Origin of the sequence: Streptomyces cyanogenus (genome assembly GCF_017526105.1) — a bacterium.
GTDB classification, from domain to species: domain Bacteria; phylum Actinomycetota; class Actinomycetes; order Streptomycetales; family Streptomycetaceae; genus Streptomyces; species Streptomyces cyanogenus.
This window is the reverse complement of sequence record NZ_CP071839.1, coordinates 7,592,512-7,608,801: the sequence shown is the minus strand read 5'-3', so window position 1 is coordinate 7,608,801 and position 16,290 is coordinate 7,592,512. Positions and strand designations below refer to the sequence as shown.

Genomic DNA, 16,290 nt, shown 5'->3' with positions numbered 1-16,290 from the left:
CCATTCCTCACCGAGGGTTTGACGGTCCGCGAAAGGGTGACGGTCAGACGATTCCGAGTTCGTCGTTGATGAAGTCGAGGACTTCATCGGCGGAGGCGGATTCCAGCTGCTCCGCGACCGCGGAACCCTCTGTCTCCTCGACCGCTCCGTTGCACTTCGCGACCAGGCCCTGGAGGCGAAGCACGATGTCGGCCTTCTTGGACTCGTCGGAAAGCAGTCCGGCGATCAGCGACTCGATGTCCTCGATCTTTTCGTGCACCAGTGACAGGGCGTCGTTGGTGGTGCCCAGTTCCGCGTGGAGATGGCGGGCCAGAGCGAGCGGGTTCGGGTAGTCGAACACGACGGTGGCGGCGAGTTTGAGTCCGGTGGTCTCGCGGAGCCGGTTGCGCAGTTCGACGGAGGTGAGCGAGTCGAACCCGGCGTCCTTGAACGCCGTCTCGGGGCCGACCTGCTCCGCCCCGGCGTGGCCGAGGACGGTCGCGACGTGGCCGCGGACGAGGTCCAGGAGCAGGTTCTCCTGTTCGGCCGGGGCGAGTCCGGCGAGCCGGCGGGTGAGTGCGCCGGTGCCGTCCCCGGCCGTGGCGCGGGCCTGCTGGCGGCCGGTGCGGACCAGGCCGCGCAGCAGGGGCTGCACGGTGCGGCCCGCCGTCGCGTCGGCGCGCAGGGCCCTCAGGTCGAGCTTGATGGGGACGAGGAGCGCCTCACCGGTGTCCAGGGCCGCGTCGAGGAGCCGCATGCCCTCGGCGGGGCCGATGGGCAGGACTCCGCCCCGGCTCATCCGGGCCTGGTCGGCGGTGCCCAGGTGGGCGGTCATGCCGCTGGTCTGCTCCCACAGTCCCCAGGCGAGGGAGGTGGCGGGCAGGCCGGCGGCCCGGCGCTGGTGGGCGACCGCGTCGAGGTAGGCGTTGGCGGCCGCGTAGTTGCCCTGGCCTGCCGAGCCGAACAGGCCGGACGCCGAGGAGAAGAGGGCGAACGCCGTCAGGTCCCGGGTGCGGGTCAGTTCGTCCAGGTGCCGTACGGCGCTCACCTTGGGTGCGAAGACCGTGGCGAGGCGTTCGGGTGTCAGCGCGCCGATCACGCCGTCGTCCAGGACGCCGGCCGTGTGGATCACGCCCGTGAGCGCCGGAAGGGAGTCCAGCAGCCGCGCCACCGCGGTGCGGTCGGACACGTCCACGGCCACGAGGTCCACCGACTCCGCACCCAGCTCGGCCAGTTCGGCCGCCAGCTCGGTGGCGCCCTCCGCCTCGGCACCGCGCCGGCCGGCCAGGACCAGGTGCCGCACGCCGTGCCGCTCGACCAGGTGCCGGGCCACCAGCGCGCCCAGCGAACCGGTGCCGCCGGTGACGAGCACCGTGCCCTCCGGACGGAACACCACCACCGGCTCGCTCTCGGGCGCCCGGACCAGCCGCGGCACCGACAGCAGCGGGCCGCGCACCGCCACCTGCGGCTCGCCGGAGGCGAGGACCGTGGCGAGGAGCGGTTCGACGGCGGGTGTGTCGGTGGCCGGGTCCAGGTCGAGCAGGACGAACCGGCCGGGGTTCTCCGCCTGGGCCGCGCGGACCAGACCCCACACGGCCGCGCCGGCCGCGTCGGTCAGTGCGGCGGTGCCGCCCGCGGGCACCGCGCCCCGGGTCACCACCACCAGCCGCGCGTCCTCGAACTCGGCGTCGGCGAGCCAGGCCTGCACGACCTCCAGCGCGGCGGCGGTCCGGGCGAGCGCCTCCTCGTCGCCGTCGCCGGAGCCCTGGAGCTGGAGGACTGCGGCGTCGGGCACCTCGCCCTTCAGCGCGGTGACCTCGGCGGCGCCGGTGACCCGCGTCCAGGTGGGCGCCGACGTCGTGGCGGGCGCGGGGAGTTCGGTCCAGGCGACGCCGAACAGGGCGTCGCGGCCCTGGTCCGCCGTCGCGGCGGCGTCGAGCTGGTCGACGTCCACCGGGCGGAAGGTGACCGAGTCGACGGTCAGGACGAGACCGCCGTTGTCGTCGGCCGCGACGAGGGAGAGCACGTCGGTTCCGCGCGGTGCGATCCGCACCCGCAGGGCGGCGGCGCCGGCGGCGTGCAGGGCCACGCCGTTCCAGGCGAACGGCAGGACGTTGTGTCCGTCGTCGGGCTGGGCGAAGGCGTCGGTGTGCAGGGCCGCGTCCAGCAGGGCGGGGTGCAGGCCGAACCGGGCCGCCTCGTCGCGCTGCTCGTCCGGCAGGGCCACCTCGGCGTAGATCTCCTCGCCGCGCCGCCACACCGCGCGTAGACCCTGGAAGGCGGGGCCGTAGGCGTAGCCGTGGCCGGCCAGGTCGGCGTAGAAGGCGGTGGTGTCGAGGTCGACGGGTTCGGCGCCGGCCGGCGGCCAGTCCGTGGTGTCGAAGGCGGGGGTGTCCGGCGTCGCCGCGGTCAGGGTGCCGGTGGCGTGGCGGGTCCAGGCGTCCGTGCCGATCTCGCCGGCGGTGTTCTCCCGGGCGGAGTAGACGGCCACGCTGCGCAGGCCCTCGGCGTCCGGTCCGCCGACGGCGACCTGGACCCGGACCCCGCCCTGCTCGGGCACCACCAGGGGTGCCTCGATGACGAGTTCGTCCAGCGCTCCGCAGCCGGCCTCGTCACCGGCGCGCACGGCGAGTTCCACCAGGCCGGTGCCGGGTACCAGGACGACTCCGCCGACGGCGTGGTCGGCGAGCCAGGGGTGGGTGCGCAGGGACAGCCGGGAGGTGCACAGGACCCCGCCGGTCTCGGGGACCTCCACGACCGCGCCGAGCAGCGGGTGGTCGGCCGTGCTCTGGCCGAGGGCGACCGCGTCGGTGGCGGGAGCCATGTGCAGCCAGTAGTGCTGGTGCTCGAAGGCGTACGTCGGCAGGTCCACGTGGGCCTCGGTGGCGCCCTCGGGCAGGGTGGCCGCCCAGTCGACCTTCGCGCCGCGGACGGACAGCTCGGCGACGGACAGCAGCAGGGTCCGGGCCTCGCCGCGGTCGTCGCGCAGCGCGGGAACGCTCACCGCGTCCTCGCCGGCCGACTCCGCGATGGCGCCGCTCAGCGCGCCGCCGGGGCCGAGTTCCAGGAACACCGAGCCGTCGGAGGCGGCGATGCCGTCGGCGAAGCGGACCGGGCGGCGGACGTGGTCGACCCAGTACGCCGGGTCCGTCAGCCGGCCCGGTTCGGCGAGCCGGCCGGTCACGTTGGACACCACCGGGATCGTCGGCTCGTTCCAGGTCAGCCCGGCCAGGGCCTGGGCGAAGCCGGCCAGCATCGGTTCCATCAGTGCCGAGTGGAAGGCGTGCGAGACGGTGAGCCGCTTGGTACGGCGGCCCTGCTCGCGCAGCTTCTCCGCCACGGCCACGACGGCTCCCTCGTCACCGGAGAGGACCACGGAGCCGGGGGCGTTCACCGCGGCGAGGTCGACGCCCGCGCCGAGGTACTCCTCGATCTCCGCCTCGGTGGCGGCGACCGCGATCATCGCGCCGCCCGGCGCCAGGGCCTGCATCAGCCGGCCGCGCGCCGCGACCAGCGCCGCCGCGTCCGCAAGCGACAGCACCCCGGCCACATGGGCCGCTACGACCTCGCCGATGGAGTGCCCGGCGACCACGTCCGGCCGTACGCCCCAGGACTCCACGAGCCGGAACAGGGCCGTCTCCACCGCGAAGAGACCGGCCTGGGTGAACACCGTCTGGTCGAGCAGGCCGCCGCCCGCGTTGCCGACCTCGCCGAAGACGACGTCCTTGACGGGGTGGTCCGCCCAGCCGGCGAGCTGCGCGTCCAGGGCGGCGCAGGCCTCGTCCAGGGCCCGGGCGAAGACCGGGTAGCGGTCGTACAACTCGCGTCCCATGCCGAGGCGTTGCGAGCCCTGGCCGGGGAAGACGAAGACCGTGCCGCCGGTGTTCTCCGAGCCGGTGACCACGATCGGCGAGGACTCGCCGGCGGCGAGCGCCGTCAGACCGGACACCGCCTCCTCGCGCGAGCCGGCGACGACTACGGCGCGTTCGGACAGCACCGCGCGCCGGGCGACGAGCGCTCCGGCGACGGCCGCCGGGGTAGCCCCGGTGTCCCGGACGAACCCGGCGAGCCGTGCGGCTTGTCCGGCGAGCGCGCCGGTGCTCCGCGCGGAGACCACCACCGGCAGCACGCCGTCGGCCGGCGCCACCGGTGCCGCGGCCGGCTCCTCGGGGGCCTGTTCCAGGATCACGTGGGCGTTGGTGCCGCTGACGCCGAAGGCGGAGACGCCGGCCCGGCGCGGGCGGCCGGTCTCGGGCCACTCGCGTGCCTCGGTGAGCACCTCGACCGCGCCCGCCGACCAGTCCACCTCGGTCGACGGCCGGTCGACGTGGAGGGTGGGAGGCAGGACCGCGTGCCGCAGCGCCTCGACGGTCTTGATGACCCCGGCGACACCGGCGGCGGCCTGGGCGTGGCCGATGTTGGACTTCACCGAGCCGATCCACAGCGGCTCTTCACGGTCCTGGCCGTAGGTGGCGAGCAGGGCCTGGGCCTCGATCGGGTCGCCGAGGACGGTGCCCGTGCCGTGCGCCTCCACCGCGTCCACCTCGGACGCCGACAGCCCGGCGCCGGCCAGGGCCTTGCGGATGACGCGCTGTTGCGAGGGCCCGTTCGGGGCGGTCAGGCCGTTGGACGCGCCGTCCTGGTTGACGGCGCTGCCGCGGAGCACCGCGAGGACCCGGTGGCCCTTGCGCCGTGCCTCGGAGAGGCGTTCCAGTACGACGACGCCCGCGCCCTCGGCCCAGCCGGTGCCGTCGGCGGACGAGGAGAAGGCCTTGCACCGGCCGTCGGGCGAGAGGGCCTGCTGGCGGGAGAACTCCACGAAGGTGTACGGGTTGGCGAGGACGGTGGCGCCGCCGGCCAGGGCCATCGAGCACTCGCCGCCTCGCAGGGCCTGGGCGGCGAGGTGGATGGCGACCAGGGAGGAGGAGCAGGCGGTGTCCACGGTCACCGCGGGGCCCTCCAGGCCGAAGACGTACGACACCCGGCCGGAGGCCACGCTGCCCGCGGAGCCGGTGGCGGTGAACCCGGCGAGTTCCGGCGGGAGTTCGCCGCCGAAGCCGTAGCCCTGGGTCATCACGCCGGAGAACACGCCGACGTCCGTGCCCTTCAGGGAGAGCGGGTCGATGCCGGCCCGCTCCAGCGCCTCCCAGGAGGTCTCCAGCAGCAGGCGCTGCTGCGGGTCCATCGCCAGCGCCTCGCGCGGGGAGATGCCGAAGAAGCCCGCGTCGAACAGGCCGGCGTCGTAGAGGAAGCCGCCCTGGTCGACGTACGACGTCCCGACGCGTCCGGGGTCGGAGTCGAACAGGCCCTCCAGGTCCCAGCCACGGTCGGACGGGAAGCCGGACATGGCGTCCCGGCCCTCGGCCACCAGCTGCCAGAGGTCCTCGGGGCTGTCGACGCCGCCGGGCAGCCGGCAGGCCATGCCGACGATGGCGATCGGCTCGCCGGGGTCGGCCGTGGCGGCGGCCGGTGCCGGGGCGGCCGGGGCGGTGGTGACATGCCCGAAGTGGCTGTGCAGGTGGCGGGCGAGGGCGAGCGGGGTCGGGTAGTCGAAGACGACGGTCGTGGGCAGGCTGAGGCCGGTGGCCTCCCGGATGCGGTTGCGCAGTTCGACGGAGGTGAGGGAGTCGAAGCCGGCGTCCTTGAACGCCTTCTCCGCCTTGATCTGGTCGGCCCCGGCGTGGCCGAGGACGGTGGCGACCTGGCCACGGACCACGTCCAGGAGCAGCGCCTCCTGCTCCTGCGGGGCGAGTCCGGCGAGCCGGTCGGCCAGGCCGCCGCCGCTGCGGTCCGCGGTGGCCGTCCGGGCGGCCTGCCGGGTGACCCGGATCAGGCCGCGCATCAGGGGCTGGACCGTGCCGCCGGAGGCCGCGTCGGCCCGGGCCGCCCGCAGGTCCAGCTTGATCGGGACGACGAGGGCCTGTTCGGCGCCGAGGGACGTGTCGAAGAGGGCCAGGCCTTCTTCGGGGGTGAGGGCGCGGACCCCGCCCCGGCCCATGCGGGCCTGGTCGGTGGCGCTCAGGTGGGCCGTGAGGCCGGTGCTCTGCTCCCACAGGCCCCAGGCCAGCGACACGGCCGGGAGTCCGGCGGCGCGGCGGCGGGCCATCAGGCCGTCGAGGTAGGCGTTGGCGGCGGCGTAGTTGCCCTGGCCGGCCGAGCCGAACAGGCCGGCACCGGAGGAGTACACGGCGAAGACGGCCAGGTCCCGGGTGCGGGTGAGTTCGTCCAGGTGGGCGGCTGCGTGCGCCTTCGGGCCGAAGACGGCCGCCATCCGTTCGGGGGTGAGAGCGCCGATCACGCCGTCGTCCAGGACGCCGGCCGTGTGGATCACGCCCGTGAGCGCCGGAAGGGAGTCCAGCAGCCGCGCCACCGCGGTGCGGTCGGACACGTCCACGGCCACGAGGTCCACCGACTCCGCACCCAGCTCGGCCAGTTCGGCCGCCAGCTCGGTGGCGCCCTCCGCCTCGGCACCGCGCCGGCCGGCCAGGACCAGGTGCCGCACGCCGTGCCGCTCGACCAGGTGCCGGGCCACCAGCGCGCCCAGCGAACCGGTGCCGCCGGTGACGAGCACCGTGCCCTCCGGACGGAACACCACCACCGGCTCGCTCTCGGGCGCCCGGACCAGCCGCGGCACCGACAGCAGCGGGCCGCGCACCGCCACCTGCGGCTCGCCGGAGGCGAGGACCGTGGCGAGGAGCGGTTCGACGGCGGTGCCGTAGGCGATGTCCGGGTCGGTGTCGGTGTCGATCAGGACGATCCGGCCGGGGTTCTCCGCCTGGGCCGCGCGGACCAGACCCCACACGGCCGCGCCGGCCGGGTCGGTCACCGCGCCGTCGCCGCCGGCGGGCACGGCGCCCCGGGTCAGGACCACCAGCCGGGACTCCTCCAGGCTGGGGGCGGCGAACCAGGCCTGGAGCATGGCCAGGATCCGGTTGGCCTGGGACAGGGCGTCGGCGGCGGTGGCGTCCGGGCCGCCGTCGGGGGTCACGGCCTCCACCACGGCGACCACGGGGCCGGTCGCCGTGCCGGCGAGGATCTCGACCTCGTCCGCGTGGAACAGCGGCACCCACTGCGGGGCCTGCCGCGCCTCTGCGGAGGGCGCGGGCAGTTCCGTCCACTCCACTCGGTACAGCGAGTGCCCGCTGTCACCGGAGACGGCCGTCAGCCGGTCGGCGGAGACCGGCAGGAATCCGAGGGCGTCCAGGGTCAGGACGAGCCCGCCGGCCTCGTCGGCGGCCTCCAGCGCGAGCCGGCCGGCGCCGGCCGGCGCTAGGTGCACGCGGAGCGTGGTCGCGCCGGTGGCGTGCAGGGTGAGCCCCTGCCACGCGGCGGGCTGCCACAGCCGCTGTCCGGTACCGTCCGGGTCGGCCGTGGCCGCGTGCCGCAGCCCCGACTGCACGGCGGCGTCGAGCAGCGCGGGATGGATGCCGAACCGCTCGGCGCCGGCCCGCTGTTCCTCGGGCAGCGCCACCTCGGCGAAGACCTCGTCACCGCGCCGCCACAGCGCCCGTACGCCCCGGAAGGCGGGGCCGAGCGGGTGGCCGAGGCGCAGCAGGTCGGCGTAGAGCTCGTCGGCGTCGGCCGGGCGGGCGCCGGTGGGCGGCCACAGGGTCAGGTCGGCGCTCGCCTCCGGCGGGGTGAGCGGGGCGGGCGACAGCCGTCCGGTGGCGTGCCGGGTCCATGCGGCGGGCTCGGGGTCCTCGCCGGCCGCGTAGATGTCGACGGTGCGGGCGCCGCTGTCGCCGGGGCCGCCGACGGCGACGTGCACGCGTATGCCGCCCTCCTCGGGCAGCACCAGCGGCGTCTCGACGGTCAGCTCGTCCAGGGTGGGGGTGCCGGCCTCCTCGCCTGCGCGCAGGGCGAGTTCGACCAGGCCGGTGGCGGGGACGACGATCGCGCCACCGGCGACGTGATCGGTCAGCCAGGGGTGGGTGCGCGGTGAGAGACGGGAGGTGAAGACCAGCCCGTCGGACTGGGGCAGCGGGACGACCGCGCCCAGCAGGGGGTGGTCGGCGGCGGACTGGCCGAGCGAGGCCGCGTCCGTCGCGGGAGCGGTCTTCAGCCAGTAGTGGCGGTGGTCGAAGGCGTACGTCGGCAGGTCCACGTGGATGTCGCCGGCGCCCTCGGGCAGCACACCGGTCCAGTCCACGGCGACGCCCTGGACGAACACCTCGGCCATCGACGTCAGCAGCCGCCGCAGCCCGCCCTCTTCGCGGCGCAGGGAGCCGGTGGCCACCACGTCCGCCCGCGTCCCGTCCGCGATCTCGCTGACCGGCTGGACGAGGACCGGGTGGGCGCTGGACTCGACGAACACCGTGTGGCCCTCGGCGAGGAGCGCCTCGACGGCCGGGCCGAAGCGGACCTGGCTGCGGAGGTTGCGGTACCAGTATCCGCCGTCGAGGACACCCGCCTCGCGCACCCACTCGCCGGTCACGGTGGAGTGGAACGGCACCAGCGGCGCCTGGCCGCGGATGTCGGCGAAGGCCTCGGCCAACGCGCCTTCGATCGCCTCGACGTGGCGGGTGTGGGAGGCGTAGTCCACCGCGACGCGGCGCACGCGTACGCCGTCGGCCTCCAGCGCGGCGAGCGCCTCGTCCAGCGCCTCGGCGTCACCGGCGATCACCACCGAGGAGGGGCTGTTGACGGCGGCGACCTCGACGCGGCCGTCCCATCGGGCGATGCGTTCGGCCGCCTCGGCCTCGGGGAGCGCCACGGAGGCCATGCCGCCCCGGCCCGCCAGCTCCCCGGCGATCACCTGACTGCGCACCGCGACGATCCGCGCCGCGTCCTCCAGCGACAGCGCACCGGCCACACACGCAGCCGCGATCTCACCTTGCGAGTGACCGACCACCGCGTCCGGCACGACACCCACGGACGCCCATACGGCGGCCAGGCCGACCATCACCGCGAAGCTCGCCGGCTGGACCACGTCGACGCGTGCGACGAGGTCGGGGTCCGCCTCGCCGCGGAGCACGGCCGTCAAGTCCCAGTCCGTCCACGGTTCCAGGGCCCGGGCGCACTCGGCGATCCGCTCGGCGAACACCGGGGAGGTCTCCAGCAGCTCCCGGCCCATGCCGGTCCACTGCGAGCCCTGCCCCGGGAAGACCAGGACCGTCCGCCCGGCCGCTCCCCCGGCAGCGGTCAGCAGTCCGGAGGCCGACTCACCGCGGGCCAGCGCGGCCAGCCCGGCCACCGCCTCCTCCCGGCTGCCGGCGACGACCACGGCCCGCTCGGACAGGACGGCCCGGCGTGTCACCAGGGCGGCCGCGACGTCCGCCAGGGACGCGTCCGTGTCGCCCGCGAACGCGGCCAGACGCTCCGCCTGCGCGGCCAGCGAGCGCTCGGAGGCCGCCGACACCACCAGCGGCACCACACCGTCGTGCGGCACCGGTGCGGCGGCCGGCTCTTGCGGTGCCTGTTCCAGGATGAGGTGGGCGTTGGTGCCGCTGATACCGAAGGAGGAGACGCCGGCCCGGCGCGGGCGGCCGGTCTCGGGCCACTCCCGTTCCTCGGTCAGCAGCTCGACGGAGCCCGCCGACCAGTCGACCTGCGGGGTCGGCTCGGTGACGTTCAGGGTGGGGGGCAGGACGCCGTGGCGCAGCGCCTGGACCATCTTGATCACACCGGCGACTCCGGCGGCGGCCTGCGTGTGGCCGATGTTGGACTTCAACGAGCCCAGCCACAGCGGCTGTCCACGGTCGCGGCCGTAGGTGGCCAGCAGGGCCTGGGCCTCGATGGGGTCGCCGAGCGCCGTGCCCGTGCCGTGTGCCTCGACCACGTCGACGTCCGTCGCGGACAGTCCGGCCGCCGCCAGCGCCCGGCGGATCACCCGCTGCTGCGAGGGACCGTTCGGGGCGGTGAGCCCGTTGGACGCGCCGTCCTGGTTGACCGCGCTGCCACGGACGACCGCCAGCACCTGGTGCCCGTTGCGGCGGGCCTCCGACAGGCGCTCCAGGACGACGATGCCGACGCCCTCGGAGAGGATCGTGCCGTCGGCGCCGGCGGAGAACGCCTTGACCCGGCCGTCGGCGGCGAGGCCGCGCTGCCGGGACATGCCGAGCACGCCGATGGGCGAGCCCATCACCGCGACACCGCCGGCCAGCGCCAGGGAGCACTCGCCCTGCCGCAGCGCCTGTGCGGCAAGGTGCATGGCGACCAGGGAGGAGGAGCAGGCGGTGTCCACGGTGACCGCGGGGCCCTCGAAGCCGAAGACGTACGACACCCGGCCCGAGGCCACGCTGCCGGCGGTCGCGGTGGTGACGTAGCCCTCCAGCTCGGGGGGCATGTTGCTGAGGGACTCCAGGTAGTCGTGGATGGAGACGCCGGAGAAGACGCCGATGTCGGCACCGCGGGTCGAGCCGGGGTCGATGCCGGCGTTCTCCAGGGCCTCCCAGGTCGCTTCCAGCAGCAGCCGCTGCTGCGGGTCCATGGCCAGCGCCTCGCGGGGGGCGATGCCGAAGAACTCGGCGTCGAACTGGGCCGCGCCGTGCAGGAATCCGCTCTTGTGGACGTAGGAGGTGCCGGCCTTGTCGGGGTCGGCGTCGAACAGCTCGTCCAGGTGCCAGCCGCGGTCGTCGGGGAACTCCGTGATGCCGTCCCGGCGTTCGGTGACGAGCCGCCACAGGCCGGCCGGGTCGGTGACGCCGCCGGGCAGCCGGCAGGCCATGCCGACGATGGCGATGGGCTCGTCCGGGTCGGTCGCGACCACGGTGGGCGCGGCGGCACCGGCCGCGCTCTCGCCGAGCTCCTCGCGCAGGTGACGGGCGAGCGCCACCGGGGTCGGGTAGTCGAAGACGAGCGTGGCGGGCAGCTTGACGCCGGTGGCGGCGGAGAGCCGGTTGCGCAGTTCGATCGCGGTGAGCGAGTCGAAGCCGATGTCGCCGAAGCCGCGGGTGCCCTGGGCGAGTTCGGGTCCGCTGAAGCCGAGGACGGCGGTGGCCTCGGCCTGGATGATGCCCAGCAGGACGGCTTCCTGCTCGTCCTCGGCGAGACCGGCGAGACGGCGCAGCAGGCCGCTGCCGTCGCCGGCCGCGGCCCGGGCCGAGCGCCGGCCGGCCCGGACCAGGCCGCGCAGCAGATGCGGCACGGCAGCGCCTCCGGCGGCGTCGGAGCGCAGGGCGCGCAGGTCCAGCTTGATCGGGACCAGCAGGGCGCGGTCGGCGCGCAGGCCGGTGTCGAGGAGGGCGAGGCCCTCCTCGGGGGTGAGGGCGAGGACGCCGCCGCGGCTCATGCGGGCCTGGTCGGTCTCGCTGAGGTGGGCGGTCAGACCCTCGCTCTGCTCCCACAGGCCCCAGGCGAGGGAGACGCCGGGCAGGCCGGCCGCGCGGCGGTGGGCCATCAGGGCGTCCAGGTAGGCGTTGGCGGCCGCGTAGTTGCCCTGTCCGGCGGAGCCGAGGAGGGCGGCGGCGGAGGAGAACACCACGAACGAGCGCAGTGCGGGGGCGAGTTCGCGGGTCAGCTCGTCCAGGTGTCGTACGGCGGTGGCCTTGGGGGCGAAGACCCCGGCGATCCGCTCCTCGGTGAGCGCGCTGATCACACCGTCGTCCAGGATGCCGGCGAGGTGCACCACGCCGGTCAGCGGGTGCTCGGCCGGTACGGCGCTCAGCAGCGCGGCGACCGCGTCCCGGTCGGAGACGTCGCAGGCGACGACGGAGACGGTGGCGCCGAGGCCGGTCAGCTCGGCGGTGAGTTCGGCGGCGCCGTCGGCGTCGGGGCCGCGCCGGCCGGCCAGCACCAGGTGCCGTACGCCGTGCCGGCCGACCAGATGCCGGGCGACCAGCCCGCCGAGCGAGCCGGTACCGCCGGTGACGAGGACGGTGCCGTCGGGGTCGAAGGCGGCGGCGGTGTCGTCGGCGGGCTCCCCCGTACCGGCCACGGCAGCCCGAGCGGCGTCGTCCGCGGGCGGCTCCGTGCCGGCCGCGGCAGCCCGAGCGGCGTCGTCCGCGGGCGGCTCCGTGCCGGCCGCGGCAGCCCGAGCGGTGCCGTCAGCAGGTTCCCCCGTACCGGCCCCAGCAGCCCGAGCGATGTCGTCCGCGGGCTCCCCCGTACCGGCCGCGGCAGCCCGAGCGGCGTCGTCCGCGGGCGGCTCCGTGCCGGTCGAAGCGCCCGTGTCCGGCGTCTCGGCGCGGACCAGGCGTGGCGCGGACAGGGCGGTGCCGCGCACGGCGAGCTGGGGTTCGGCGGCGGCGAGGAGCTGGGCGAGGACGGGGCCTGCGCCGGTGGCGGCGGCCGGGTCGAGGTCGACCAGGATCACCCGGTCGGGGTTCTCCGCCTGGGCGGCGCGGACCAGGCCCCAGACGGCGGCGCCGGCCGGGTCGGTGACCGCGCTGTCGCCGCCCGCGGCCACCGCGCCCCGGGTGGCCACCACCAGCCGGGCGGCCTCCAGTCCGGGCGTGGCCAGCCAGGCCTGGAGGACGCGCAGGACGCGGGTGGTGAGGGCCTGCGCGTCGGCCCCGTCGCTGTCGGCGTCGAGGATCACGGCGCCGGGGGCGCTGTCGCGGGCGGTGAGCGCGGTGACGTCGTCGGCGTCGGCGACGGTCACCCAGGCGGGCGCCGTGGTGACGCCTTCGGCGGCGGGCAGGTGCACCCAGTCGACGGCGAACAGGGCGTCGCGGTGGGTGCCGGCCGCGGCGCCGAGTTGCTCGGCGGAGACCGGCAGGGACACCAGGGAGTCCATGGTGAGGACGAGGGCGCCGGTCTCGTCGGCGGCCTGGAAGGACAGGGCGTCGGGCCCGGCGGGCGCGACCCGGACCCGCAGCGCGGTGGCGCCCTCGGCGTGCAGGACGAGCCCGTTCCAGGCGAACGGCAGCACGTTGCGGTCGTCGTCGGGGTTGGCGAAGGCGTTGGTGTGCAGGGCGGCGTCGAGCAGGGCCGGGTGGATGGCGAACTTGTCGGCGTTCTCCCGGTGGTCCTGCGGCAGGGCCGCCTCGGCGAAGAGTTCCGCGCCGCGCCGCCACACACCGCGCAGGCCCTGGAAGGCGGGGCCGTAGGCGTAGCCGCGGGCGACGAGGGCGGTGTAGAAGTCGTCGATGGGGACGGGTTCGGCGCCGGGCGGCGGCCAGGCGGCGTAGTCGACGGCGGGCGCGGTGAACTGCGCGGAGCTGCCGGACAGCAGGCCGGTGGCGTGCCGGGTCCACTCGCCGTGGCCCTCGCCGTCGGTGGCGTCCTCGCGCAGCGAGTACACGTCGACGGTGCGGGAGCCGTTCGGGGTGGCGCCGCCGACGGCGACCTGGACGCGGACGCCGCCCTGTTCGGGCAGGACCAGGGGTGCCTCGATGACGAGTTCTTCGAGGGTGCCGCAGCCGAACTCGTCGCCGGCGCGGACGGCGAGGTCGACGTAGACGGTGCCGGGCACGATGACCACGCCCTGCATGGCGTGGTCGGCGAGCCAGGGGTGGGTGCGCAGCGAGAGGCGGGAGGTGAAGACCAGCCCGTCGGTCTGGGGCAGCGGGACGACGGCGCCGAGCAGCGGGTGGTCGCTGCCGGTCACCCCCAGGGAGGCGGCGTCACCGCCGTTCGCGGTGAGCCGGATCCAGTAGTGGCGGCGGTCGAAGGCGTACGTCGGCAGGTCGGCGTGGGCGGTGCGGGCGGCCTCGGGCAGGACGCCGCTCCAGTCGACGGGGACGCCGGCCGTGAAGACCTCGGCCATGGAGGTGAGCAGGCGGCGCAGGCCGCCGTCGTCGCGGCGCAGGGAGCCGGTGACGACGGCGTCGGTGGCGTCGGCGGTGTCGGCGATCTCGGTGACGGGCTGGACGAGGACGGGGTGGGCGCTGGACTCGACGAACACCGTGTGACCCTCGGCGAGGAGCGTCTCGACGGCCGGGCCGAAGCGGACCTGGCGGCGCAGGTTGCGGTACCAGTAGCCGCCGTCGAGGACGCCGGCCTCACGGACCCACTCGCCGGTCACGGTGGACAGGAACGGGATCGCCGGCGCCTGGCCGCGGATGTCCGCGAAGGCCTCGGTCAGGGCCTCCTGCACGGCCTGGACGTGCCGGCTGTGCGAGGCGTAGTCCACGGCGATGCGGCGCACTCGCACGCCCTGGTCCTCGAAGGCGTCCAGGACCTCGTCGAGGGCCTCGGCGTCACCGGCGATCACGACGGAGGCGGGCCCGTTGACGGCGGCGACCTCGACGCGGTCGGCCCACCGCTCCAGCCGGGCGGTGACGTCCTCCTCGGTGAGCGCGACGGACGCCATGCCGCCGAGCCCGGCGAGCCGGCCGCGGATGACCTGGCTGCGCACGGCGACGATGCGGGCGGCGTCGTCCAGCGTGAGCGCGCCGGCCACGCAGGCGGCGGCGATCTCGCCCTGCGAGTGGCCGACCACCGCGTCCGGTACGACACCCACGGACGCCCATACGGCGGCCAGGCCGACCATCACCGCGAAACTCGCCGGCTGGACGACGTCCACGCGGGTCGAGAGGTCGGTGTCGGTCTCGCCGCGCAGCACGGCCTCCAGGTCCCAGTCGACCCAGCGGTCCAGGGCCCGGGCGCACTCCTCGATCCGGGCGGCGAACACCGGTGAGGAGTCGAGCAGTTCGCGGCCCATGCCGATCCACTGGGTGCCCTGGCCGGGGAAGACCAGGACGGTCTTGCCGGCGCCGGCCGCGGTGGCGGCGCCCCGGACGGTACCGGCTGCCTGCTCGTCGCGGGCGAGGGCGGTGAGGGCGGCCAGGGCCTCGTCGTGGGTCTCGGCGACCACGACCGCGCGTTCGCCGAGGACGGCCCGCCGGGTGGCGAGGGTGCCGGCGACGGCGGCGAGCGGGGTGCCGGGTTCGGCCTCCAGGAAGGCGGCGAGCCGGCCGGCCTGCCCGGTGAGGGAGGCGGCGGAGGCCGCGGACACGACCAGCGGTACGGCACCGCCGTCCGTCGCGGAGGGCGCCGGTGCCTCCTCGTCGGGCGCCTGTTCCAGGATCAGGTGGGCGTTGGTGCCGCTGGCGCCGAACGAGGACACGCCGGCCCGGCGCGGGCGGCCGGTGTCGGGCCACTCCTGGGCCTCGGTGAGCAGTTCCACGGCGCCGGAGGACCAGTCGACCTGCGGGGTGGGGGCGTCGATGTGCCGGGTGGCCGGCATCAGGCCGTGGCGCAGCGCCTGGACCATGTTGATGACGCCGGCGACACCGGAGGCGGCCTGGGTGTGGCCGATGACGGACTTGACGGAGCCCAGCCGCAGCGGCTGTCCGGCGGGGCGGTCCTGGCCGTAGGTGGCGAGGATGGCCTGGGCCTCGATGGGGTCGCCGAGGACGGTGCCGGTGCCGTGGCCCTCGACCATGTCGACGTCGGTGGTGGTCAGTCCGGCGCCGGCCAGCGCCTTGCGGATGACGCGCTGCTGGGAGGGGCCGTTGGGGGCGGTGAGGCCGTTGGAGGCGCCGTCCTGGTTGACGGCGGAGCCGCGGATGACGGCGAGTACGCGGTGGCCGCGTTCCCGGGCCTGGGAGAGCGTTTCGAGGAGGACGACACCGACGCCCTCGGCCCAGCTGGAGCCGTCGGCCGCGGCGGCGTAGGACTTGCAGCGGCCGTCGAAGGCGAGGCCGCGCTGGCGGGCGAAGCCGACGAAGCCGCCGGGGGTGGACATCACGGTGGAGCCGCCGGCGAGCGCCATGGAGCACTCGCCGCGGCGCAGCGCCTGCATGGCGAGGTGGATGGCGACCAGGGAGGAGGAGCACATGGTGTCGACGGTGACCGCGGGCCCCTCAAGGCCGAGGGTGTAGGCGACCCGGCCGGAGGCGACACCGCCCGCGGTGCCGAGGGCCCGCTCCAGGCTGAGGTAGCCCTCGTGGCCGCTCAGGTCGGGGGCGTAGTCCTGGTGGACGATGCCGGCGAAGACGCCGGTGTCGCTGCCGCGCACGGAGTGCGGGTCGATGCCGGCCCGTTCCAGGGTCTCCCAGGACACTTCGAGCAGCTGGCGCTGCTGGGGGTCCATGGCGAGGGCCTCACGGGGCGAGATGCCGAAGAACGCGGCGTCGAACTCGCCGGCGTCGTGCAGGAAGGCGCCCTCGCGGACGTACGTCGTTCCGGGGTTGTCCGGGTCGGGATGGTAGAGCCCCTCCAGGTCCCAGCCGCGGTCCTCCGGGAACGTCGTGTAGACGTCCGTGCCGTCGGTCACCACCCGCCACAGGTCCTCGGGGGTGCGGATGCCCCCCGCGTACCGGCAGGCCATGGAGACGATGGCGATGGGCTCGGCAGCGGCCGCCGCGAGTTTGCCGTTCTCCTGCTGCAGGCGCGCGTTCTCCTTGAGGGAGGCGCGCAGCGCGTTGACGATCTGGTCGTCCGGGCCCGACATATCCGTCCTCCGTGGTGCGTCCGCTGTCATGG

The 16,290-nt window shown here is 75.6% G+C and carries 1 protein-coding gene; it reads right to left on the bottom strand.

Translation table 11 applies throughout. From position 1 onward, the window contains the following. Positions 1-43 precede the first annotated feature (43 nt). Positions 44-16,258, bottom strand: a complete 16,215-nt coding sequence (locus S1361_RS34015; RefSeq protein ID WP_208035698.1) for a type I polyketide synthase — start codon at positions 16,256-16,258, stop codon at positions 44-46. Between the last annotated feature and the right edge of the window lie 32 nt (positions 16,259-16,290).

Coding starts and splice junctions, on each gene's coding strand:
- S1361_RS34015 (WP_208035698.1), bottom strand. CDS start 16,258: ATGTCGGGCCCGGACGACCAGATCGTCAACGCGCTGCGCGCCTCCCTC.